Below are 25,903 nucleotides of genomic sequence, written 5' to 3'. Positions count from 1 at the left end.
ATTTTGAAGCAAATATAAAAAACTAAGCAGGCTCTATTCCGAATTTGATAAAATATTCAGGGTTCGTATATACGTCCTGAAGAATGATCCATTTTCGCCCCGGTGACTGATGAAAGGACATTAATTTCTCCTCTTAATTTGAGCGCACCCAGAAGTGCAAATATTAAAGCCTCTTTAAAATCTATGATTTCTTTTTTCGGAATTATAAATTCACCATCAGAATGTGATCTTAATCGTTCAATTAGAAAACTATTAAAGGTACCGCCACCAGTTAGAAGTATTTCTGAAGTTGAAGAATTTTTCAAACAAGCAGCGATCTGTATTGCAATATGCTCACTAAACGTTCGAATGATATCAGGGATTTGCAAGGAGAACGAATCGATCAAAGGCAACACATATTTATCCACCCATTCTATTCCAAGTGACTTTGGAGGAGATTTTTGAAAATACTTAAGGGCATTTAGATGCTCCAGCAATTCTAAATTCACTTTCCCAGTTCTAGCCAGGTTGCCATCTTCGTCAAAATCTTTATCAAGGCTGCGCATGTAATGGTTAAGCACTGTATTTACTGCACAAATATCGTAGGCTACTCTTTGCCCCTCTACTTCTTCGGAAATATTGGCAAAACCTCCAAGATTGATACAATATTTATAGTTACTGAATAACATTCGGTCTCCTATTGGAACCAGCGGAGCGCCCTGACCACCAAGTTCCACATCCTGAACTCGAAAATCGCAAACTACGGGAACACCGGTAAGACTGGAAAGTTTAGGTAAGTTTCCTATCTGGAACGTCAAACCCATGTCTGGCCTGTGTTTTACGGTATGTCCATGACTACATATCGCATCCAGAAGATCAATATCGTACTTTGCAATAAAATTCAGAATAACTTCAGATAGATATTTGGTATAATCCTGATCTAATTCATTCAATTCAGCTGGCTGAAGACGGGAAGAATTCTTCAGTCTGTTTTGCCATTTTTCAGGATAAGGAACAGTTTCAGAATATATGATCTTGAAATTCGTAGCGCTGCTGAAGTTCAATTCGGTTAAAACGAGATCGACGCCATCCAGAGAGGTGCCAGACATGATTCCAAGTAATCTATACTCGTTTTTTTTCATATTCGTAAAAATACTTAATATCAATTGAATTATAGATACCAAAAAGCTATCTTTGCCCTCCAAAAATCAGTTTTTTATAAATTTCTTTTCACATGGATTTTAAACTTACCGAAGAACATATAATGATACGTGATGCCGCCCGTGATTTTGCAAAGCAGGAGCTTTTGCCGGGTGTTATCGAGAGAGATGAGAAGCAGGAATTTCCGAAGGAGCTTGTCAAAAAGATGGGTGAACTTGGTTTCCTTGGAATGATGGCGTCACCTGAATATGGCGGTGGTGGAATGGATACTATTTCATATGTGCTTGCGATGGAGGAACTTTCCAAGATCGATGCATCAGCTTCAGTAATGGTATCAGTGAATAACTCGCTGGTTTGCTGGGGGCTTGACACCTTCGGTAACGAGGAGCAAAAAAAGAAATATCTTTCTAAACTTACTACTGGTGAAAAACTAGGTGCTTTTTGCCTTTCTGAACCAGAAGCAGGTAGTGATGCAACTTCACAGAGAACAACAGCTATAGATAAAGGTGATCATTACATTCTTAATGGTACCAAAAACTGGATCACCAACGGTAGTTCAGCCGACTATTATCTTGTGATCGCTCAAACAGACAAGGAGAAAAAACATAAAGGGATCAACGCTTTTATCGTTGAAAAAGATTCTGAAGGTTTCGAAATTGGACCTAAAGAACAGAAATTGGGAATTAGAGGAAGTGATACACATTCTCTGAATTTCAACGATGTAAAGGTTCCTAAAGAGAATAGAATTGGTGAAGATGGCTTCGGATTCAAATTTGCCATGAAAACACTTTCTGGTGGTAGAATTGGAATAGCGGCACAAGCACTTGGAATTGCAGCAGGAGCTTATGAGCTAGCCAAAGATTACTCCAAGCAACGTAAGGCTTTTGGAACAGAAATTTGCAATCACCAGGCGATCGCCTTCAAACTTGCGGATATGCATACTCAAATTGAGGCGGCACGTCACCTGGTTATGAAAGCAGCATGGGACAAGGACCAGGGAGAAAACTATGATCTATCGGGTGCTATGGCAAAACTTCACGCCTCTAAAACCGCGATGGATGTAACTGTAGAAGCAGTTCAGGTTCACGGAGGAAATGGATATGTAAAGGAATACCACGTAGAACGATTGATGAGAGACGCAAAAATCACTCAGATCTACGAAGGAACTTCTGAAATTCAGAAAATTGTGATCTCAAGAAGTATTCTTAAGGACTAAGTTCTTCGGAATTTTATAATGCAAAAGAGCAGCCAACTGGCTGCTCTTTCTATTTTTGGTTGATTAATAATTATCTCCGTGCAGAAACCACGTTTTTACTGAACACTTCTCTGTCGGTAGCAACTCTAAGAATATAAACCTGATTTGCTTTCATTCTGAAATCTACAGCAAATTCAGTTCTATATCCTTTCCTAACTTTTCGATTTTTCAATTCCACTAATGAAGCCGGGAGGCTATTCTCATTCTTTAGAAGCATTTTTGGATACTTTCGCTTCTTCTTTCTTTGTCTTACCCGCTCATCAACCCTTCTACCGCTTCAGTATCAAATCGAAACTCAATAGGAAAAATAATTTTCAGTCCTAAAATTTCCAGTATTCTCAATTAGAAACACTCAGATTATCAAATCCTTAAAAGTTATAGCTTAAAGAAATATGACGCTCTTCTTTCAAGCAGTTTTAACTAACTTTAAGAGATTTATACTGAAACTGAAGATATGGGAATAAAGGAACAGGGGCTATACTCGCCTCTAAACGAACGTGATAACTGCGGAGCAGGATTTATATGTAATTTAAACGGAGAAAGAACCAACAATATCATACACAAAGCCATTGATATTTTAATCAGGCTGGAACATCGTGGTGCTGTCAGTGCCGATGGAAAAACTGGAGATGGTGCAGGAATTCTAATAGAAGTTCCACATGACTATTTCAGGAAAGTATGTGAATTCGAAATTCCGCATTCCCGGGATTATGCAGTAGGAATGTTATTTCTTCCGAAGAATAAAAATCAGGCTGATCTTTGTCGTACTATTTTTGAAAAGCATGCAGCTAATCAGGATCTGGAAATTCTGGGCTGGCGTAAAGTTCCCGTAAATCACACATGTCTTGGGAAAATGGCTTCTAATGTAGAACCAGCAGTTGAACAGGTTTTTATAGGTAAGAAAACTGAGATGAATGAGCAGTCTTTTAATAAGAGATTGTACTCGGCCCGGAAAATTGCAGAACATGAGGTAGAAAATTCCGGTCTGGCACAAAGTGACTATTTCTATTTTTCAAGCTTATCCACCAATACTATAATATATAAGGGGCTACTCATGCCTCAGGATATTAACATCTATTACAAGGATCTTAATGATCCAGATGTGATCACCAAACTTGCACTGGTACATCAGCGCTTTTCTACCAACACTTTCCCTACGTGGGACCTGGCACAACCTTTGCGTTATATGTGTCATAATGGTGAAATTAATACGCTTCGTGGTAATTTAAGCCGAATGAAAGCTCGAGAAGAGCTTTTCGAAAGTGAAGAATTCGGTGATGACATTAAAAAGATCATTCCGGTAATTCTGGAAGGAAAATCAGATTCAGCTTCCATGGATATGGCGCTGGAACTGCTGTTACAAACTGGTAGATCCCTACCGGAAGCTATTATGATGATGGTTCCTGAAGCCTGGGAGAAAAATCCATCAATGGAAGATAGTAAAAAAGCTTTCTATGAATACAACGCCTGTATCATGGAACCCTGGGATGGACCGGCTTCTATTCCATTTACCGATGGAAATTATATTGGCGCGTTACTCGATAGAAATGGATTAAGACCTTCGAGATATACGGTTACCAAAGATGGCTACGTTGTGATGTCTTCTGAAACTGGCGTTCTGGATATTAAGCCCGAAAATGTTCTTAAACACGGTAGACTCGAACCAGGAAGAATGTTTCTGGTTGACATGATAGAAGGTAGAATTATCGAAGATGAAGAAGTGAAGGAGAAAATAGTTTCTAAGCGACCTTACCAGGAATGGCTGGATGATAATCTATTGCATTTATCCGATGTAAAATACACTGGAAATCAGACTCCGGTTGAAGATGTGGATTATGTCACCAGGCTGAAATTGCATGGTTATACGTACGAAGATATTACTACTATTATTACACCTATGGCTTCAAATGCTAAGGAAGCTATTGGATCCATGGGAACCGATATTCCACTGGCAGTACTTTCAGATAAACCTCAATTACTATTCAACTATTTCAAACAATTATTTGCCCAGGTTACCAATCCGCCTTTAGATGGAATCCGGGAAGAGATCGTTACAGACATTAGTCTGACTATTGGAGAGGATATCAATTTATTTGATATAGTACCGGAACAGGCTAAAAAACTCAAAATTCAGAATCCGGTTATTTCAAATGAAGATCTTGATAAGATCAAATATATCGACTATCCAGGCTTTAAGGCTAAGAGTATTTCTATGCTTTATTCCGCAGAAAAAGGAATGAATGGTCTCGAAGACCGGCTGGAAGAAATGATCGTAGAGATCAAGGAGGCTGTGGATGATGGCTGTAACGTAATTATTCTGTCAGATAGAAATGTGGATAAAAGCCTTGCGCCAATCCCATCTCTGCTAGCCTGCTCATTTGTTCATCATAGGGTGAAGGATTATAACCGAAGATCCAGTTTTGGAATTGTTATCGAATCTGCTGAACCTCGTGAGCCTCATCATTTTGCAGCTCTCTTTGGATATGGTGCTAGCGCGATTAACCCATATATGGTTAATGAGATCATCTACGACCTTGTAGAAAGAAAAGAAATCAATATTGAAGATCCTGAAGTTGCGGTAGAGAACTTCAACGTCGCAATCGGAAAAGGGATCGTGAAAATCATGAATAAGATCGGGATCTCTACTTTACTTTCCTATCGTGGATCTCAAATCTTCGAAATACTCGGACTCAACAAGAAATTTGTAAATAAATATTTCTGTAATACTCCAACCAGGATCGAAGGGATAGGCTTATATGAGGTAGAAAAGGAAATTCAGAAACGATACAATCATGCCTTTTTCCCACCAGAAACAGATTCAGATCTTGATCTTGAAATAGGCGGGGATTATCGCTGGAGAAGAAATGGTGAGCGCCACGTCTTCAATCCAGCCAGCGTTGCCAAACTACAACAAGCGGTTAAGCAAAATAGTTATGATACTTATACTGAATATTCAAAAATAATCAATGAGCAGACTGAAAGGTTGATGACCATTAGAGGAATGTTCAAATTCAAGGAATTAAATCCAATTCCTATTGAAGAGGTAGAACCGTGGACAGAAATTGTAAAACGTTTCAAGACCGGTGCCATGTCTTTTGGTTCTATAAGTAAGGAAGCACATGAGAACCTGGCAGTGGCCATGAACCGAATTAAAGGAAAAAGTAATTCTGGTGAAGGTGGTGAAGATCCCGGTCGTTTTCAGAAGGATATTGATGGAAACTGGAGGAATTCAGCCATTAAACAGGTTGCTTCAGGGAGATTTGGAGTGAGTATTGACTATCTAACCAATGCAAAAGAAATTCAGATAAAGATGGCTCAGGGTGCAAAACCCGGTGAAGGAGGACAGTTACCTGGTCCAAAAGTGAATCCTGATATTGCTAAAACAAGAAACTCTACGCCATATGTTGGATTGATCTCTCCGCCACCCCATCATGATATTTATTCTATAGAAGATCTGGCGCAACTTATTTTTGACCTTAAGAACGCAAACCGGGAAGCAAGAATTAACGTAAAGCTGGTTTCTAAGATTGGCGTTGGAACTATTGCCGCCGGTGTTGCAAAAGCAAAGGCAGATGTAGTTTTGATATCTGGATATGATGGAGGAACCGGAGCTTCTCCTCTTACTTCGCTAAGACACGCAGGATTACCATGGGAACTTGGAATTGCGGAAGCCCAGCAGACGTTATTATTAAATAATCTACGAAGCAGGATCGTGGTAGAATGTGACGGACAATTAAAAACCGGCCGTGACGTAGCTATTGCATGTTTACTTGGGGCTGAAGAATTTGGTTTCTCCACCGCACCATTAGTAGCATCTGGATGTATCATGATGCGGGCCTGTCATTTAAATACCTGCCCTGTGGGGATAGCCACACAGGATCCTGAATTAAGGAAGAATTTTAAAGGCACACCAGAAAACGTGATCAATTTCATGTATTTCATAGCGCAGGAATTGCGCGAGATCATGGCTCAGCTAGGATATAGAAGCATTAATGAAATGGTAGGTCAATGTCAGAAACTTGACATGAATAAAGCGATCAAACATTATAAAGCACAGGGAATAGACCTTTCTAATATTTTACATAAGCCGAATTTGAGTGAACAGGTTCCACTGGCAAATACTGAAAAACAGCTACACAACCTGGAAGGAGTATTGGATTTTGATATTCTGAAGCATGCTCACCCGGCGATCTATCGAAAAGAACAGGTAACACTGGAATACCCTATTGATAATACTAACCGTACAACCGGAGCCATTATTAGTAATGAGATTTCGAAAATTCACGGTGCAAACGGACTACCTCCAAACACGTTAACTCTCAATTTTAAAGGATCTGCAGGACAGAGCTTTGGTGCATTTGCCGCTCGCGGACTAAACTTAAATATTGAGGGAAACTCTAACGATTACTTCGGAAAAGGCCTTTCTGGCGCAGTTCTATCTATACGGAAGCCAAAGGAAGCAACATTCGCTTCAAATGAAAATGTCATTATTGGAAACGTTGCTTTGTATGGCGCAACCGCTGGTGAAGCTTATATCAACGGTATCGGCGGAGAACGCTTCTGCGTTCGGAATTCCGGTGCAAAAGCCGTAATCGAGGGAATTGGTGATCATGGATGTGAATATATGACCGGAGGAATTGCAGTTATTCTTGGAGGAATAGGTAGAAACTTTGCGGCGGGTATGAGTGGCGGAACAGCTTACATCTACGATCCTGACCATAAAATAGACCGGAATAAGTTCAATATGGAAATGATCGAATTCGAAGAACTTTCCGAAGAAAATATTGCGGAAATAGAAGATTTGATCGTAAAGCATTATCAATATACAGAAAGTGATGTAGCTCGCGAAATATTGAATAATTGGGAGTACAGTTCTGCTGGCTTTATAAAGATCATGCCTACAGAATACAAGAAGGCTTTACAGAAAATGAAAGAAAACAACGAGCAAACTCTTAAAACGGCGTAAGGTATGGGAGAGATTAGAGGATTTTTAGAATACGAAAGAAAAGATGAGGATACGATACTACCTCAGGACAGAGTAAAAAATTATAATGAATTTCAGAAGGAGCTACCAACAGAGGAACTTAAGAAGCAGGGAGGTAGATGCATGGATTGCGGAATACCATTCTGTCATTCAGGTTGCCCATTAGGTAACTTGATCCCGGATTTTAACCACGCAGTTTATAAGAATGAATGGCAAAAAGCACTTACAATCCTGCATGCAACGAACAATTTCCCTGAGTTTACGGGTAGATTATGTCCCGCACCTTGTGAATCGGCGTGCGTATTAGGGATTATAGAGCCTCCTGTAGCGATCGAATTGATCGAGAAGTATATTGTAGAAAGAGGCTTTAAAGAAGGCTGGATAAAGCCTGAAATTCCTGCAATGAGAACCGGTAGAAAGGTTGCCGTCATTGGTAGCGGACCTGCTGGACTGGCAGCCGCTCAGCAATTGAATAGAGCTGGTCATGAAGTTACAGTTTTAGAACGTGGTGCGAAACCGGGCGGACTCCTACGCTATGGAATTCCCGATTTTAAGCTAGAGAAAAAAATAATAGACCGAAGACTGGAAATTCTAGAAGCTGAAGGTATTATTTTTAAGACAGAAACTGAGGTTGGAAATAATTATGACATAGCAGAACTAGAAGGTTTCGACGCCGTTGTCCTTTGTGGTGGAGCTACGGAAAAGAGGAAATTACCAATTCCGGGTTCAGATGCTGAAGGGGTTGTGCAAGCAATGGACTTTCTCACTCATAATAATCAGCACGTTGATGGACTACATGATCTGGACAGCAAGTATAACGCTAATGGCAGAAATGTAATTGTTATTGGTGGTGGTGATACAGGATCAGATTGTGTTGGAACTTCCAATAGACACGGAGCAAAATCGGTAATTAATTTCGAGATCATGCCTTTACCTGCGGAACAGCGTACGAAAGATAATCCGTGGCCATACTGGCCTTTTACAATGAAGACAAGCTCTTCCCACGAGGAAGGTGTTGAAAGAAACTGGAGTATACAAACCAAAGAATTCATCAAGGACGAAAGTGGTAAACTGAAAGCTCTAAAAACAGTGGAAGTAGAATGGATCAAAAGACCAGGCTCCAGACCAGAACTTAAAGAAGTAGAGGGATCTGAAAAAGACTGGCCTTGTGATCTCGCACTCCTCTCTCTTGGATTCACAGGACCAGAGAAATCTCTTGCAGTAAAAATGGGACTGGAAATAGATGAAAGAACTAATATTAAAGGAAGTAAATCCTATACTACTAATAAGAAGAATGTGTTTGTTGCCGGAGATATGCGTAGAGGACAATCACTAATTGTCTGGGCAATTTCTGACGGACGTGAGGCAGCACATCATGTAGATAAATTCCTGATGGGTAAGTCTAAATTGCCTGTAAAGGGAGATGGAGATCTTCCGCAAGTTTAGAACAAGTAATACTAAGACTTAATAATACAAAAGCAGCCGACTGGCTGCTTTTGTATTATATATAGGTTGCTTGCAATCGATTCTCTTTAAAGCTTCTATTTTATTAAGCTATTAGAGATTTCAAAAACCAACTTAAGCATTCAGTGTTTCAACTCTGTAAATTCTATAATAATAGCCAGAGAGGAATTGCGTTATTTTAAAAGGGATATGTAGTCCTATCCAGTTTACTTAGATTGTATTACCTATATTGAGAGACTTGCTGGCTGAATTACATAATTAAAATCCTGTAGTTGGAATCTAAGGTTATCCATTCCTTGACTTTATGGCATAAAAAAACCCTTCATCGATATGATGAAGGGTTCTTAAGAAGAAGGCGACGACATACTCTCCCACAATACAGCAGTACCATCTGCGCTAACGGGCTTAACTACTCTGTTCGGGATGGGAAGAGGTGAGCCCCGTTGCTATAGCCACCTTAAAAGGTAAGTTATAAGCTTCGAGCTTAAAACTGTTCTGATTTCTCAGAACTAATATCGTTGACATAATTAAAGAAACAAAAAAGTTACAAGTACCTGTACTACAACTATAAAATAAGCATTTGGCGGCTCTGAGGTTTTGCGGCCTCAGAGCCATCGCGCATCAAGCTTTACGGATTATTAGTACTACTCGGCTATGACATTACTGCCTTTACACCTATAGCCTATCAACGTGGTAGTCTCCCACGGTCCTTTAAAGAAATCTCATCTTGTGGTGGGTTTCGCGCTTATATGCTTTCAGCGCTTATCCCTTCCGAACGTAGCTACTCTGCAGTGCTCCTGGCGGAACAACAGATACACCAGAGGTTCGTCCAATCCGGTCCTCTCGTACTAGGATCAGGTCCACTCAAATTTCTAACGCCCACTGTAGATAGAGACCGAACTGTCTCACGACGTTCTGAACCCAGCTCGCGTGCCACTTTAATGGGCGAACAGCCCAACCCTTGGGACCTTCTCCAGCCCCAGGATGTGACGAGCCGACATCGAGGTGCCAAACCCCCCCGTCGATGTGAGCTCTTGGGGGAGATCAGCCTGTTATCCCCGGCGTACCTTTTATCCTTTGAGCGATGACCCTTCCATGCGGTGTCACCGGATCACTATGCTCTACTTTCGTACCTGATCGACCTGTATGTCTCTCAGTCAAGCTCCCTTTTGCCATTGCACTCTACGCACGGTTACCAAGCGTGCTGAGGGAACCTTTAGAAGCCTCCGTTACTCTTTTGGAGGCGACCACCCCAGTCAAACTACCCACCAAGCACTGTCCTTCCATTGGAAGTTAGGCTCTAAACAAGTAAAGGGTAGTATTTCAACAACGACTCCACCACACCTGGCGATGCAGCTTCAAAGTCTCCTACCTATCCTACACATCACTTGTTCAAAGTCAATACTAAGCTATAGTAAAGGTGCACGGGGTCTTTTCGTCCCACAGCGGGTAATCGGCATCTTCACCGATACTACAATTTCACCGAGCTCATGGCTGAGACAGTATCCAGATCGTTGCACCATTCGTGCAGGTCGGAACTTACCCGACAAGGAATTTCGCTACCTTAGGACCGTTATAGTTACGGCCGCCGTTTACTGGGGCTTCAGTTCAATGCTTCGCCGAAGCTAACATCTCCCCTTAACCTTCCAGCACCGGGCAGGTGTCAGGCCCTATACGTCATCTTTCGATTTAGCAGAGCCCTGTGTTTTTGATAAACAGTCGCCTGGATCTTTTCACTGCGGCCCCCCCATAAGGGGGGCGACCCTTCTCCCGAAGTTACGGGCCAATTTTGCCTAGTTCCTTAGCCATGAATCTCTCGAGCACCTTAGAATTCTCATCCCAACTACCTGTGTCGGTTTAGGGTACGGGTTGCCTCCACTCGCTTTTCTTGGAAGTCGCTCCTCTGGATTATCACGCCGGCCGTAGCTTTTGTGTACTATCGGGGTGTTACCACTCCCTTCAACGTACTATTCCGTCAGTACGCACCAAATTTACGCCTCCGTCCGCTTTAACGTGGGGCAAGTAGCAGAATATTAACTGCTTGTCCATCGACTACCCCTTTCGGGTTCGCCTTAGGTCCCGACTAACCCTCAGCTGATTAGCATAGCTGAGGAAACCTTAGTCTTTCGGTGTGCGGGTTTCTCGCCCGCATTATCGTTACTTATGCCTACATTTTCTTTTGTAACCGATCCAGCAAGCCTCGCGACTCACCTTCATCTCTGTTACAATGCTCCCCTACCACTATAGTAAACTATAGTCCATAGCTTCGGTAATATGTTTATGCCCGATTATTATCCATGCCGAACCGCTCGACTAGTGAGCTGTTACGCACTCTTTAAATGAATGGCTGCTTCCAAGCCAACATCCTAGCTGTCTGGGCAGTTCAACCGCGTTTCTTCAACTTAACATATATTTTGGGACCTTAGCTGATGGTCTGGGTTCTTTCCCTCTCGGACATGGACCTTAGCACCCATGCCCTCACTGATATGAATCATTTTATAGCATTCGGAGTTTGTCAGGAATTGGTAGGCGGTGAAGCCCCCGCATCCAATCAGTAGCTCTACCTCTATAAAACTATCTATATCGCTGCACCTAAATGCATTTCGGGGAGTACGAGCTATTTCCGAGTTTGATTGGCCTTTCACCCCTACCCTCAGGTCATCCCAAGACTTTTCAACGTCAACGGGTTCGGTCCTCCACTATGTGTTACCACAGCTTCAACCTGCCCAAGGGTAGATCACACGGTTTCGCGTCTACCACTACCAACTAAAGCGCCCTATTCAGACTCGCTTTCGCTACGGCTCCACAGCTGAACTGCTTAACCTTGCTGGCAACGGTAACTCGTAGGCTCATTATGCAAAAGGCACGCCGTCACCCCACTAAAGGGCTCCGACCGCTTGTAAGCGTATGGTTTCAGGATCTATTTCACTCCCTTATTCAGGGTTCTTTTCACCTTTCCCTCACGGTACTGGTTCACTATCGGTCTCTCAGGAGTATTTAGCCTTGGCGGATGGTCCCGCCGGATTCATACAGGGTTTCACGTGCCCCGCACTACTCAGGATACTGCTATGCTTTATATCAACTTTCCTATACCGGGCTATCACCGTCTATGGCCAAGCTTTCCAACTTGTTCTAATTCATTGTACAAACAATGTTGCAGTCCTACAACCCCAATAAGTCCGTAAACTCATTGGTTTGGGCTTCTGCGCGTTCGCTCGCCGCTACTAGCGCAATCACTATTGTTTTCTCTTCCTCCGGGTACTTAGATGTTTCAGTTCTCCGGGTTCGCCTCCTTGCGGATACTATATCTTCAATATAGTGGGTTGCCCCATTCGGATATTCGCGGATCAATTTGTATGTGCCAATCCCCACGACTTTTCGCAGCTTATCACGTCCTTCTTCGCCTCTGAGAGCCTAGGCATTCCCCATACGCCCTTATCTAGCTTGTATGCGCTTTGCTTAATGCTCTAATCTATTCTAACTTACGCTAGAACAGAAGTATTATAATGTATTACTTATATTAAATATTTCTATCTAATAGTGTTCTCGTATTCTTTGTTTCTTCAATATGTCAATGAACTTTTTTCCCGTAATAACGATAGAGTCTCGATGATCCTACAAACTAAAAACATATGTTTCCTGGTTGTTTGTAAAAACTATAACCCTCTCTATCTCTAGGAATCGTGGAGAATATCGGAGTCGAACCGATGACCTCCTGCGTGCAAGGCAGGCGCTCTAGCCAGCTGAGCTAATCCCCCATTATTTTAGTATCCAGCTAACCAGTTATTAGTTAACAGTACTTATAACGGCTACTCAACCTCTAAAATTTCCTTTCAATGTTTCAAATGAACTTATAAACCTGATGGCTTACTCTTTCAAGTAGTCTCAGGCAGACTCGAACTGCCGACCTCTACATTATCAGTGTAGCGCTCTAACCAGCTGAGCTATGAGACTGTCCATAATAATCGAATTGACATAAGAATCAAGACCAAATTGGTCTCTGAACTTCCCTTTACTAATTGTCGCTTGCATGTAAACATGCAAAGCTCTAGAAAGGAGGTGTTCCAGCCGCACCTTCCGGTACGGCTACCTTGTTACGACTTAGCCCCAGTTACCAGTTTTACCCTAGGCCGCTCCTTACGGTGACGGACTTCAGGTACCCCCGGCTTCCATGGCTTGACGGGCGGTGTGTACAAGGCCCGGGAACGTATTCACCGCATCATGGCTGATATGCGATTACTAGCGATTCCAGCTTCACGCAGTCGAGTTGCAGACTGCGATCCGAACTGTGATAGGGTTTGAAGATTCGCATCCCCTCGCGGGGTAGCTGCCCTCTGTCCCTACCATTGTAGCACGTGTGTGGCCCAGGACGTAAGGGCCGTGATGATTTGACGTCATCCCCACCTTCCTCACAGTTTGCACTGGCAGTCTGGCTAGAGTTCCCGACATGACTCGCTGGCAACTAACCACAGGGGTTGCGCTCGTTATAGGACTTAACCTGACACCTCACGGCACGAGCTGACGACAACCATGCAGCACCTTGCAATTAGTCCGAAGAAGGGTCTGTTTCCAGACCTGTCCAACTGCATTTAAGCCCTGGTAAGGTTCCTCGCGTATCATCGAATTAAACCACATGCTCCACCGCTTGTGCGGGCCCCCGTCAATTCCTTTGAGTTTCATTCTTGCGAACGTACTCCCCAGGTGGGTTACTTATCACTTTCGCTTAACCACTCAGCTCTCAATCGAGCCGAACAGCTAGTAACCATCGTTTACGGCGTAGACTACCAGGGTATCTAATCCTGTTCGCTACCTACGCTTTCGTCCCTCAGCGTCAATATATTATTAGTGATCTGCCTTCGCAATAGGTGTTCTGAGTAATATCTATGCATTTCACCGCTACACTACTCATTCCAACCACTTCATAATAATTCAAGAACAACAGTATCAATGGCAATTCTACAGTTGAGCTGCAGACTTTCACCACTGACTTATTATCCCGCCTACGGACCCTTTAAACCCAATGATTCCGGATAACGCTTGGACCCTCCGTATTACCGCGGCTGCTGGCACGGAGTTAGCCGGTCCTTATTCATACGGTACCGTCAAGCATCTACACGTAGATGTGGTTCTTCCCGTATAAAAGCAGTTTACAACCCATAGGGCCGTCTTCCTGCACGCGGCATGGCTGGATCAGAGTTGCCTCCATTGTCCAATATTCCTCACTGCTGCCTCCCGTAGGAGTCTGGTCCGTGTCTCAGTACCAGTGTGGGGGATCTCCCTCTCAGGACCCCTACCTATCGCCGTCTTGGTAAGCCGTTACCTTACCAACTAACTAATAGGACGCATACTCATCTTTAAGCCATAAATGTTTACTATAATCTCCAGGTGAAGTTTATAGACTATGGGGTATTAATCCACGTTTCCATGGGCTATTCCCCGCTTAAAGGCAGATTGTATACGCGTTACGCACCCGTGCGCCACTCGTCAGCGGATTAGCAAGCTAATCCCTGTTACCGTTCGACTTGCATGTGTTAGGCCTGCCGCTAGCGTTCATCCTGAGCCAGGATCAAACTCTTCATCGTTAAATCTTAAATATATTCAACAACTACTAAAGAAATTGCTCAGTATGACTTTTCTAGTCTTAATTCTTATACACTTGATTCTATCTAATTAAAGATAAAACCCTTTGTCAATTCAATATATCAATGAACTTAATTGGTCTCCCAATCTGTCTTGTTAAAACCTAAGGAATCGAACCTTATTCTATCACCCCATCCGGTGGTTTCTAGTAATTTCAGTTTGTAATTTTTGAACGTTTGCTTGCTCTCAAAGCGGGTGCAAATATACAACGCTTTTTCTTTATCAACCAAAACTTTTTTAATAAAATTTTTAGTTTCTTTCTCTAAAGCTTTCCTACCTTTAAACTCTCCCAACCTTCCTATGAACGTCGCTTCGTTTTCAAAGCGGGTGCAAATATAAAACTAGTTTTGCTCTCCAGCCAAATAAAATTTAAAGAAATTTAATTTTTATTTTTTTGCCTTAGACCAACAATAGCCTACCCTTTACATACCTTTCAGTGAACTCTCGCCTTGCTCTCAAAGCGGCTGCAAATATACACTAACTTTTTCCTTTCTACCAAACTAAAATTTAATAAATTTTAAATTAATTTTCTAAAGCCAGATCCTTCCGCATTACCCACCATCACTACTCTCAACGAACATACGCCTTGCTCCCAAAGCGGCTGCAAATATACACCCCAATTTTAATTACACAATAACTTTCCGAAGAAAATATTCGATTTATGCTAACCGAAAAGACTTAGGAGAAAAGCTGCTTAAAATAGAACAGATGACGGCATTTTTATATCAATTCAGCAACTAAAAATCAAACAAACTCCTGATATGATAAATTCAGTATAACAAATACTACAGGAAAAGATCCCAAACCAGGCCAAATCTTACAAGAAAGTCGGTATATGGATAGTCTGGTGCAGAGAAATTGTTGTTCCCGGTAACCAGAGAATTTAAATGCTCCAACTTAAAGAAAATCCTTGCTTTGTCCACTTTTGCATTGAAGAAATAGTCTACTACAGGAAAACCACCAATCTCTTCTTCATTCTGAACATAGAATTCTGCAAGGATGGGATCGTACGCATTCGCTTCATACTTCGTAAAGTATTTAAACGTGAAACCTGTTTGAAGATACAGTGCCTTATCGAACCAGAAGTCCTTATAGTATATAGAATTCCTGGTAACCAGATCTGGAACATTTAGAACGCCTGCTCCTTCCAGGACATTCTGATACATTATAGTATTGTAGCTTCCGAAGAGACCAAAATCAAATTCTTTTTCCGCCTTCAGCTTTAAGTGTCTTACCGGCTGATCATATTGAAAAGGTTTTACCGACCCATTTTCATTTTCCGAGAAGTATGTATAGTTATCAATTTGCGATAATGAAAAATTTATGTTCGCATACTTTTCAGAAGAAAGCCTGGCGTATAATCTCTGCGAACTAATATTATCGAAGTCGTTCTGCCAGTTATAATTAATATAATCATTCTGATAGAGCAGAAAATTAAAATTAGGCAAACTGCTATTTTGGTCGAACCCGAAACGGATACTATTTTCATCATCGAATTGATATCCAGCCGATACATTTAGAAAATTACCGGAAAAATCATCATCTAGGTTGAGTCGCCCAGCAGCTTTAAAATCAAAATCACCAATACGCTCTTCGTAAGTAGCACCCAAATGTAATAAATTTCCGAAAAGCTTATTGCCTACTACAGATTCCTCTGTAATGTAGACGGCGTTATATCCATAATCATAATTGGTATGCCCGGCGTTTACGGAGAGTTTTCCGAGTACGTCATTCTCAAAATTTACTGCTGCTTCATTAAAGGTGGTATATAGGCGAGTAGATGTTTGCAAATTAGTAGCCTCAAAAGAATCACCATAAAGAGCATTTTCCGCAGTTTCCTGATTGAAGACGAACTTTTTATAGCTATGATCGAATATGTGGGAGACACTTAATTTGTTCGTGGAATCCCTGGGATTGGTTAGTTGATATTCATGATCAATAAAAAACCTCTTCCCAAAGAGAGTACTTTCAGCGTCCACATAATTGACATCGAGTACAGATCTATCATCGAACTCTTCTTCCTCGGCAATATATTGAAGCACCGCAAGGCTATCAAGTCCTCCATTTTCCTCATTCATTAGATCCTGAGAAACGAAATGTGCTTTTATACGATACCTATCATTAGTGGTATTATAGGAGAACCCCATTCTAAGATTTCCGGTGCTGGTCAAAATATTCTGGTATTTACCTAATGCCCTCGTTCCCTTATATGCAATAAACATATTTAAGTTCTTAGAAGTATTGATAGTAAATAAAGCATCGAGCTGCTGCCCCTGTTCCGGTACAGTCTTGAAATAAAGCTGAGTCCATGGAGTTGGAACCTGATAATAGTTGATATCACCCACTTCCATAAAATTATAATGCCTTGCTTCTGCTCCAAATCCAGGGAACGATCTGCTATTAGCCACAGTGTAACTAAGAGCATTATAGGTTTGTCCGGTATTTGAAAATGGCAACAACTCAAAATTATCTTTTCTAAGATAATTGAACTTGTAATCCTTTAATATGGTAAGCGTGGTATCCAGGTGAGTAGTATCATTCTTCACCGAAATGATCTTATACAGATCTACTGGGGGTATGCTATCTTCTTTTTCCTGTGGTTTGGATTCCTGCCCAAAGTCTTCCTGACTTACAGCTGAAAATGAAATCAATAATAACAAAAAGGTTAAAGCTCTATACATACGAATATAATGGTATCGCAAATTTATAATTTATAACGTAAGAAACTCCCTGAAATTGGGGAATAAAAAAAGCCGCTCTAAATGAGCGGCTTTTTAAATATTATAAGATAAAATTATTGTCCGTAACCTGCGTTCTGCAATACATTTGAGTTAGCGTCAACTTCTGCAGCCGGGATCGGTAGTGCAAAGTTGAAACTTCCGTATGCAGGACCTTCATGCGTTTGAAGAACTGGATCTGGATTAGGAATATCCATCATAGTTCTCGCAAGGTCATGAAATCTAAATCCTTCAAAAGCAAGTTCTTTTCTTCTTTCAAGCAAAATGTTGTCCTTGGAAGCTGCATCATAAGACATAGCACCACGATTCTCAGGAATCATATTTAACCATTCCAAAGCATCCCCAGAATCGTCTCCCGAAGTTTCCAATAAAGCCTCTGCATAGATTAAAACCATCTCTTCATATCTAATAACAGGAATATTATCTTCATATGGAGCTGTAGAAGGGTATTTACCAGTATTTCTTAAAGTTCCTGTAGATGATTCTGAAATAATTCCGCCAACACCTCTCACATCACCATCCTCATAGATCGCAGCAAGATTAGGAAGAACTACAACATCTCCGTATGCTCCTGCCTGATAAATATTAGCTAAACCATTGATACCTTCATTATCGTTATCTGCAGCAGCAATTTCAAATATTGAGTTTGCAGAAGCATCATTTTCATAAGAACTAATAAAATCTTCACTTTCAAGAACCTGGTAACTTCCAGAATCAACTACGAATTTAGAAGCTTCTAATGCTCTAGGCCAGTCACCAAAGTAATTTGCAATTCTAGCTTCTATAGCATAAGCTGCCATTTCACTCATAAATTCCGGATTACCAGCACCATTTGACATAAGGTCCTGAGCCATTTCCAAATCAGAATAGGCTAAAGCCTTTACTTCACCTACAGTATTTCTAGCAGGAAACAAATTCGCCTCTTCTCTAAAAGTTGTGACATAAGGCACACCCATTGAACTCTCTCCGCCTCCATTTACGTTCTGTTGTCCGTAAAAAGTTAGAAGATCAAAATGCGCCAACGCTCTAATTGCGTATGCTTCACCTTTGATTTGGTCGATTGTTGCCTGATCACCTTCCGCATTTAAAGGATCGATCTCAATGTCTGTTGCATTAATTACAATGTTAGCAGAACCGATTACGGTATACATCCTAGCCCACAAGGTTTCTGAGATACCAGAAGTTGGTAAAAGATCCATTCTAGCCTCGGCTACGAAACGGTTAGAGTTCGCATTTGAGTAAGCATTATCAGAGAAAACCTCTCCTAAGATAATCTTATCTCTACCATAATAATCAGTCAGAGACATTCTGTTGTATGCTCCATTCAGGATTACTTGTAAATCGTTGATCGTACCTACACTTTCCTCAAGAAGCTTTGATTGTTGCAAAGTTGGATCTAAATCCTCCTCTGAGCATCCTGTAAAGACCCCCAGGGACAATACGATTAGTGCAATATATTTGAAATTCTTTCTCATTTTTTCTTAAAATTTAACGTTAATACCTAAGGTATATGATTCAACTGGTGGAGTAGTCAATCTTGTAAATCCATCAGCTCTGGTTTCTGGATCAAGTTTAAGACCATCATCTTTTACCCAAGTATATATGTTTGTACCTCTTAGTGTCAAGGTCAAACCATCAATACCAATTTCATTAGCCCATGCAGATGGAAGGTTATATCCAAAGGATACATTTTTCAATCTTACATAATCACCATCATAAAGGTGTCTAGAACTAGTCGCATGGAAGTTATTGTTTTGTGCATAGTTTACAGCTGGAACGTCTGTCACGTCACCAGGCTGCTGCCATCTATCCATTAATTCCTGTACCCCATTGTAAGTACCTAAAGTAAAACTATTAGTTCTCAAGTAGAACTGAGCATATTGCTCATAGATCTTATGACCTCCCTGGAAGTATGCATTTGCTTCAGCAAAGAAACCTTTATAATCAAATCGCATTCCCAATCCACCAGAAAAAGTAGGAAGAGCACTAGCACCCTGATCTACTCTTTGAGCAGCGTTATAGTTAGAGGTAACTTCTCCATCTACACCATTCACAAACCAAGTTGGAAGTCCAGTTTCAGTATCTACACCTGCCCAGGTTCTCATGAACCAGGTATTTACAGGAAGACCACTACGTGTTGTAGTATAAACACTACCAGCATTAGGATCAAGTTCCTGACCATCTGCACCAATAGCAAGTTCTTCCACTTCGTTCTCTACAGTTGCATAATTAGCAGAAACATTCCAGTTGAAATCTTTTGTGCTAATAATATCGAATCCTAACTCAGCTTCAATACCAGAGTTTTTCATTTCTCCAATATTACGAGTTTGAGAACTAAATCCTGTTGTTAGAGATAATGGAACATTAAGCAATAAGTCGTAAGTTCTTCTATTATAATAAGAGAAAGAACCTGTCAATCTACTATCAAACATTCCAAAACTAAAACCTAAATCATAAGTTTCACCTTTTTCCCAAGTAAGTTCGTTATTACCGAATTGAGATGGGAAACCTGCTCCATTATTAGCATAGTTAGCGCTATATGTAAGCAAGGTTTGATATGAATTAATACCAATATTGTTGTTACCAGTGATACCGTAAGAAGCTCTTAACCTAAGAGTATTAAACAAGTCGGTATTCATGAAATCTTCTCTATGAACATTCCAGGCAGCACCTACAGAACCGAAAGTACCATAACGTTCTCCAGAAGGAAATCTGGAAGAACCTTCTCTTCTAATAGTTCCATCCAAAACATACTTACCAGCATAGTTATAGTTTAAAAGACCAAGGTAAGATACATTGATCCAATCTGAATACTGGGAATCAGCATCAAAGTTAGCACTTGCTGTGTTGATTTGAATTAAACCATCCACTGGGAAATTTTGACCATAAGCGTATAGATAATTATTTTGGTTCTTTTGATACTCAAATAAACCAGTTATATCAAAGTTGTGATCGTCTGCTAATGTGAAGCCATAATTTAAAGATCCCTGGTAAACCCAGTTGTAGTTCTTTTCATCACTTACAGAAGAGTCACCATTGAAATCATCTGCGTCTCCAGTATAACGGTTTCTGTATTGAAAATATTCGTTTAATTGATAATCTAAACTAATTCTGTTAGAGAACGTAAGATCAGTAAAAAGCTCCCAATCCAACTTAGTATTCACTAACGCACGAGTTAGAGCGTTTCTTGTAATATTGTTTTCCTGTACATAAAAAATGTTTGGAAGAGACCCAAAAGGAAGATTGATATTCAAGGAACCGTCAGAGTTATTAGGATTATTGAAAGGGTTCATTAAAATTCTAGTAAGGAATGGGTTTGAAAAGAAAGTACCATTTTCTAGAACCGGATTCTGCTTAGTATTAGATACGTTAACCGAAGTCGCTAACTGAATATTGTCCCGTAACTGTCTATCGTAAGAGAAAGCACCATTGATTCTTTCAAATTCACCTCCAATAACTGTAGCTTCAGTATTGTTATAACCGAAAGAAGCGTAGAAGTTAGAAAGCTCATCTCCTCCGGATGCAGACAAAGTATAGTTTTGAGTGATAGCGTCATCGTTTTTGATTCTACCATCCCAATCGTAATCTGTTCCATCGAAATCAGCTGTAGCTGGAGACAATAGATTGAATCCAATTGCAGTATCAATAGCGTTATCGAAAGTAAATCCGAAATCACCATTGGTACCATTAGCACCGTAAGCATTATTTAAAGATTCTCTTAAGAGTTCTTCACGCTGAGCTCCTGTTAGAGACTCACGCTTGTTGAAAGCATCATTCTGGAAACCTACCTGACTGCTAAAAGTAAATGTAGTTTCACCTTTTTTACCATTTTTAGTTGTCACAACGATTACACCGTTAGACCCACGAGCACCATAAGCTGCTGTAGCAGATGCATCTTTCAAAACAGTAATACTTGCGATATCCTGGCTGTTTATAGAAGCCAATGGATTCAAAGATGTTTGGTTCGCACTACCAGAAATGTTGGCGTTAGAAACTGGCACTCCATCAATAACGTAAAGAGGATCATTATCAGCATTAATAGAGCTAATACCTCTAATACGAATATCCTGAATCGCACCAGGCGTTCCAGATGATTGAGAAATCTGAACACCAGCAACTTTACCTTGTAAAGCTTGCTCTACAGATACAGTTGGAGATTCAGCAATCTCATCACCACCAATTTGCACAGATGATCCTGTTACTTCTTCTACACCTTTAGTGCTATAACCTAATACAACAACCTCAGCAAGAGCATCAGCATCTGTTTGCATAGTTACATCATAAGAATCTGCAGCTCCAACTTTAATGTCCTGAGGTGCAAACCCAACGTAACTAAAACTCAATACAGAACCATTTCCAACTTCCAGTGTATACACACCATCGAAGTTAGTCTGAGTTCCATTACCTGTACCTTTTTCAAGAACAGTCACCCCAGGTAGAGGCAAACCATCTTCGTCAACAACCGTTCCTGAAACGGTTTTGTCCTGTGCAAAACCAATTTGCACGACTAACACCAGTAACAGCGTTAGAAATCCATGTAATCTTTTTTTCATTATTTCGTTAAATTTGAATTAGCCTGCGTCAAAAATGCTAATAAATCCTTAACATACCAAAAAAACTTACACTTTAACTTATTAAAATTTTAACAGGCTCAATGAAAACGTGGGATTTCACTGCATCATGAACCCGTAAATTTGTTAAAAGATTACAATCTTAAATGCATATGCTCAGATCTTATGATAAATCAAAACTGGTGGCCGGAACCGATGAAGCAGGGCGAGGCTGCCTCGCAGGGCCTGTCACTGCTGCTGCCATCATTTTACCTAAGAACTTTAAAAACAAGATTTTGAATGATTCCAAGGTGCTGAGTCTAAAAAATAGGAACCTTTTAAGAAATCTAATTCATGAAAATTTCTTCGATTTTGCAGTGACTCATGTTTTTATGGAAGAGATTGATAAAGTCAACATATTAAATGCATCGATCACGGCGATGCAGAGGTCTATCATGAAATTAAAGACCAAACCAGATTGCATCATCGTTGATGGAAACAGATTTAGACCTTTGGACTCCATACCCTACGAGTGCATTATTAAAGGTGATGGTAAATTTCTTAGTATTGCAGCGGCTTCTGTTCTGGCAAAAACCCACCGCGATGAGTATATGGAAAAGATCCATGAAGAATTCCCCATGTACAATTGGATAAAGAACAAGGGCTATCCTACCAGGGAACATCGTGCAGCTATCGAAAAGTACGGTATTACCAAATACCACCGGAAAAGTTTTAAACTACTACCCGATCAATTGAAAATTGAATTCTAAGTTTATATTTTTGTAAGCCTACCTATTATATATGAACAAGTTTCTAAGTCTTATTTTCTGCCTGCTCCTTATTTCCTGTGCAGAAGATTCTGATAGTAATCTGAAAAACTCAGATCTTATACCTGATTCTGCGGAGGTAATCTTCGTTTCTCCTTCCAGCAATCAACTTGAAAAAGATCTACTGGAACATGAAGCTACTTTTAACAGTGGAGAGCTGAAGGAATTAATGAACGAACCCAAAGATCTTTTAAAGTATATCAATTCTGAAAGAGAAACCATTCTTTATATACATGGTGATAGTATAGGTTCTAAACATACAGTTTTGATCATTGAGAAAGATTCCACTTCCCTGATGCTGGATAGTATTCAAAACAAACAGGTTGAAACTTTTAATGAAGAAGATATTCATTATAAGAAGGTGAAACTGGAAAATTCTGAATTTTACCAGCGTGACATAGCCAACCTCAGCATCTTCAGTAAAAGTAAGCATGCCATCGTTCAGGTTAAGCGAAGTAATAAATCTAATTCGCAGGAATTCCAGAAAGCATTGGATGCTTCAGATCCAAAAAAGACCTCTTTGATCTATTCAGATAATACGAATGTAATGTTCTTTTCTGAAATGTTCTCCGAGATAGATCTTCCGAAGAAAAAAGGAAACTGGAATGTACTGGATCTGCATGCGAATGAATCTGAACTTGTATACAACGGAATTTCAATACATACTAATTCCGAAGCCTCTAAAAACTTTGCCCCTGTAACCGACTTTAAACATGAAGTGGCCAGATTTTGCCCGGAAGACTTTATTTCTATAGTTTCTATGAGTTCAGGGCTTAAACTTCAAAGCAAGGATACAACCGCTAATCTGGACTTTCTGGATAAAGTAAGTGATATTTCAAGCATCAAGCTTAAAACCGGAAATGTCCATATTTGGAATGCAATTGATACCGAACTAGTTAAAAACCTACTGTTCCACGATTATGAGCTTAGTGAACGATTCCGGGAAATAGATATTTATAAGGGAAGTTTTGCTATGCCGGAATTGTTGCTAAATTCTGAAGTTAATCTAAGTTCAGGATACTTTATAGTCATTGATCATTTTATAATTGCCTCTGAAGAGATCTCCGTTCTCAAAGAGTCAATCGTCAATTTTCAAAATAGCAAAACGCTATCAGAAAACCCTCAATACGTTAGAATGATGAATTCGCTATCATCAGAATCAAGCATGCTTGCAATTACGAATATTTCCGCCGCGAAGGAATTGGGGATCGCTAAAGAATCCGACTTCAAAAAAGGTAGCCTGGCTGCATTTCAGGTGATTTCAGAAGAAAAATATGATCATCTACACGGTATTATCGCAGAACCAACGGAGGCAGACCGACTTTCCAAAGGCGCTGAACAGATCGCTACAATTACCACCAGCCAACCTATAGCTGGAATTCTCCAGTTCTTCCGGAATCATGAAACAGACCAGATGGATATTCTTGTGGAGGACACGGGGAATCAACTCAGCCTTTTTTCCAACAAAGGCAGCATGTTCTGGTCCAAACAATTGGATAGTCAAATTTCAGGAGAAGTGCACGAAGTAGATCTCTTTAAAAACGGCAATAAACAACTTGCTTTTTCCACCGGCTTTCAACTTGAAGTGTTGGATCGCAAAGGCCGCGATGTAAAACCGTTTCCTAAAAAGTTTAATGATCCGCTAACGCAGCCTCTGGCAGTATTTGATTACGATAAAAACAGGAAATACAGGTTTGTGCTCACCCAGAATAATAAAGTCTACATGCTTGGACCAAAAGGTAATAGTATTAAAGGATTTGATTTCGACGGAACAAAAAGCACCATAATCAAAGCGCCAAAGCATATTCGCCTTGGGAACAAAGATTATATCCTGGTTCAGGAAGAATCAGGTAGATTACAGATCCTGAGTCGGCAGGGTAGCATTCGTGTTCCTATCGCGAATAATTTTAATACTTCTGAAAACGAATGGTACGGCTATAAGTCTGATTTTATCACTACTCAACCTGAAGGTAACCTGATAAAGGTGAATCAAAATGGAAAAGTAAATTTGAAAAGTCTTGACCTTGCAGAAAACAATCGTTTGGTAGCAACTGAAAATCATCTGGTCTATCTTAATGAAAACGAACTGATGATCAATAATTCCAGCGTAAGTCTTGATTTTGGGTTGTATACCAATCCCCAGTTATTTCAAATCGGACGCAAAACTTATGTAAGTATTACCGACACCCAGGCGAAGAAGGTCTATGTATTTAAGGATAATGCTGAATTACTTCCCGGCTTTCCAGTATATGGAACTTCTGAAGTTGATCTTGCAAATGCAGATCTGGATAAACGCCTGGAGATGATCGTAAAAGGTGGCGATAATGAGATCCTACTGTATAAACTATAATCTTAAACCAACTCCGCTTCGAATAACTGACTGAAATGTTTCATCAATTTTTGCTGAACTTCAGTCATATCCACTTCTTTCTGACCTAGCTCTACATTCAAAGAAGTTACGGCTTTGTCCTTAATTCCGCAGGGAATAATATGATCAAAATAGCCAAGATCTGCGTTGACGTTCAGAGCAAAACCATGCATGGTTACCCATCTGCTAGCTCTAACACCCATAGCGCAAATCTTTCTCGCGAACGGAGTTCCCACATCCAGCCAGACACCGGTTTCTCCAGGGCTTCTTTCAGATTTTATTCCATATTCAGCTAGAGTCAGAATCACCATCTCTTCAAGAAATCTCAGGTATTTATGAATATCAGTAAAGAAATTATCGAGGTCAAGAATGGGGTAACCTACAATCTGTCCCGGCCCATGATAGGTAATATCCCCTCCTCTATTGATCTTATAAAAACTTGCATTCTTTTTCTGCAATTGCTCTTCAGACAAAAGAAGATTGGTATGATCGCCGCTTTTTCCTAAAGTGTAAACATGAGGATGCTCCACCAACAGCAAATAATTTCGGGTAGCGATATTTTCATTCTGCCTTCGGTTCCTGATCTTTTGATCCAGAGTATCCTTAAACAGTTGCTCCTGGTAATCCCAGGTTTCCTTATAATCCCTGCTGCCCAGATTTCTAACTTCAACTTCCTTATTCATAGTTTAAGACTTGGGATTGTTTAATATAATGAGCGCAGCAATTACTCCGGGAACCCATCCCAGCAGCGTAAGTATTAGCACGATTAAAATTGAACCACAACCGCGATCATAAACTGCCAGCGGGGGAAATAATACTGATAGAATTACTCTCCAAATACTCATTTTCACTAATTATAGAGGCAAAGATAGAATTATTATTTCGGCTTTTAATTGCATTGTATGGCAGGCTGATAGTCACTATATTTGCATCCGCA

General features: G+C 40.5%; 12 protein-coding genes, 2 tRNA genes and 3 rRNA genes. 5 read left to right on the top strand and 12 right to left on the bottom strand.

What is annotated here, in order from left to right; translation table 11 throughout:
* Nucleotides 1–56: 56 nt before the first annotated feature.
* Nucleotides 57–1,121: an anhydro-N-acetylmuramic acid kinase gene (locus tag ABVM50_RS06175; RefSeq protein WP_405200430.1), complete on the bottom strand. Its 1,065-nt coding sequence runs from the start codon at nt 1,119–1,121 to the stop codon at nt 57–59.
* Nucleotides 1,122–1,213: 92 nt separating this feature from the next.
* Here ABVM50_RS06175 and ABVM50_RS06170 point away from each other — a divergent pair, with 92 nt between their 5' ends.
* Nucleotides 1,214–2,356, top strand: a complete 1,143-nt coding sequence (locus ABVM50_RS06170) for an acyl-CoA dehydrogenase (RefSeq protein ID WP_405200429.1) — start codon at nt 1,214–1,216, stop codon at nt 2,354–2,356.
* A gap of 70 nt (nt 2,357–2,426) precedes the next feature.
* Here the strand turns inward: ABVM50_RS06170 and ABVM50_RS06165 are convergent, their stop codons facing one another.
* Nucleotides 2,427–2,612, bottom strand: a complete 186-nt coding sequence (locus ABVM50_RS06165) for a hypothetical protein (RefSeq protein ID WP_405200428.1) — start codon at nt 2,610–2,612, stop codon at nt 2,427–2,429.
* Between the two features lie 237 nt (nt 2,613–2,849).
* Here ABVM50_RS06165 and gltB point away from each other — a divergent pair, with 237 nt between their 5' ends.
* Both gltB and ABVM50_RS06155 read left to right on the top strand, forming a co-directional pair.
* Entirely contained in the window at nt 2,850–7,361 is a 4,512-nt protein-coding gene (gene gltB / locus ABVM50_RS06160; protein ID WP_405200427.1) for a glutamate synthase large subunit, read from the top strand.
* A 3-nt stretch (nt 7,362–7,364) separates the two neighbouring features.
* Nucleotides 7,365–8,825, top strand: a complete 1,461-nt coding sequence (locus tag ABVM50_RS06155; protein ID WP_405200426.1) for a glutamate synthase subunit beta — start codon at nt 7,365–7,367, stop codon at nt 8,823–8,825.
* A gap of 368 nt (nt 8,826–9,193) precedes the next feature.
* Here the strand turns inward: ABVM50_RS06155 and rrf are convergent.
* From rrf to ABVM50_RS06115, 8 genes are all read right to left on the bottom strand, one after another.
* Nucleotides 9,194–9,303: ribosomal RNA gene (gene rrf / locus ABVM50_RS06150) — 5S ribosomal RNA — on the bottom strand.
* A 157-nt stretch (nt 9,304–9,460) separates the two neighbouring features.
* A 23S ribosomal RNA gene (locus ABVM50_RS06145) occupies nt 9,461–12,294 on the bottom strand.
* 233 nt (nt 12,295–12,527) lie between these two features.
* Nucleotides 12,528–12,601 (bottom strand) — tRNA-Ala (locus ABVM50_RS06140).
* A 122-nt stretch (nt 12,602–12,723) separates the two neighbouring features.
* Nucleotides 12,724–12,797, bottom strand: a tRNA-Ile gene (locus ABVM50_RS06135).
* Between the two features lie 98 nt (nt 12,798–12,895).
* Nucleotides 12,896–14,425, bottom strand: a 16S ribosomal RNA gene (locus ABVM50_RS06130).
* Together the 16S, 23S and 5S rRNA genes with 2 tRNA genes alongside form the textbook arrangement of a ribosomal RNA operon.
* A gap of 843 nt (nt 14,426–15,268) precedes the next feature.
* On the bottom strand, nt 15,269–17,164 hold the full coding sequence (locus tag ABVM50_RS06125; protein ID WP_405200425.1) for a putative porin: 1,896 nt from the start codon (nt 17,162–17,164) through the stop codon (nt 15,269–15,271).
* A 113-nt stretch (nt 17,165–17,277) separates the two neighbouring features.
* The gene (locus ABVM50_RS06120) at nt 17,278–18,696 is read right to left on the bottom strand and encodes a RagB/SusD family nutrient uptake outer membrane protein (RefSeq protein WP_405200424.1); all 1,419 of its coding nucleotides are present in this window, start codon (nt 18,694–18,696) and stop codon (nt 17,278–17,280) included.
* 6 nt (nt 18,697–18,702) lie between these two features.
* Nucleotides 18,703–21,774 carry a SusC/RagA family TonB-linked outer membrane protein gene (locus tag ABVM50_RS06115; protein WP_405200423.1) on the bottom strand — a complete coding sequence of 1,024 codons (3,072 nt, stop codon included), beginning with the start codon at nt 21,772–21,774 and terminating at the stop codon, nt 18,703–18,705.
* Nucleotides 21,775–21,944: 170 nt separating this feature from the next.
* On the opposite strand from ABVM50_RS06115, the gene ABVM50_RS06110 reads away from it, so the two are divergent.
* Both ABVM50_RS06110 and ABVM50_RS06105 read left to right on the top strand, forming a co-directional pair.
* Entirely contained in the window at nt 21,945–22,541 is a 597-nt protein-coding gene (locus ABVM50_RS06110; RefSeq protein WP_405200422.1) for a ribonuclease HII, read from the top strand.
* Between the two features lie 31 nt (nt 22,542–22,572).
* Nucleotides 22,573–24,948, top strand: coding sequence for a hypothetical protein (locus ABVM50_RS06105; protein WP_405200421.1), 2,376 nt, complete (start codon nt 22,573–22,575; stop codon nt 24,946–24,948).
* A 2-nt stretch (nt 24,949–24,950) separates the two neighbouring features.
* On the opposite strand, the gene lipB is transcribed toward ABVM50_RS06105, so the two are convergent.
* Together lipB and ABVM50_RS06095 are read right to left on the bottom strand one after the other, a co-directional pair.
* Entirely contained in the window at nt 24,951–25,649 is a 699-nt protein-coding gene (gene lipB, locus ABVM50_RS06100; RefSeq protein ID WP_405200420.1) for a lipoyl(octanoyl) transferase LipB, read from the bottom strand.
* Nucleotides 25,650–25,652: 3 nt separating this feature from the next.
* Nucleotides 25,653–25,811 carry a YqaE/Pmp3 family membrane protein gene (locus ABVM50_RS06095; RefSeq protein WP_084509746.1) on the bottom strand — a complete coding sequence of 53 codons (159 nt, stop codon included), beginning with the start codon at nt 25,809–25,811 and terminating at the stop codon, nt 25,653–25,655.
* Nucleotides 25,812–25,903: the final 92 nt, after the last annotated feature.

The sequence above is a fragment of the Christiangramia sp. LLG6405-1 genome (genome assembly GCF_045055805.1).
Taxonomy (GTDB): Bacteria; Bacteroidota; Bacteroidia; order Flavobacteriales; family Flavobacteriaceae; genus Christiangramia.
Note: the sequence above shows the minus strand (reverse complement) of the source record. Positions and strands in the feature narration are given on the sequence as shown.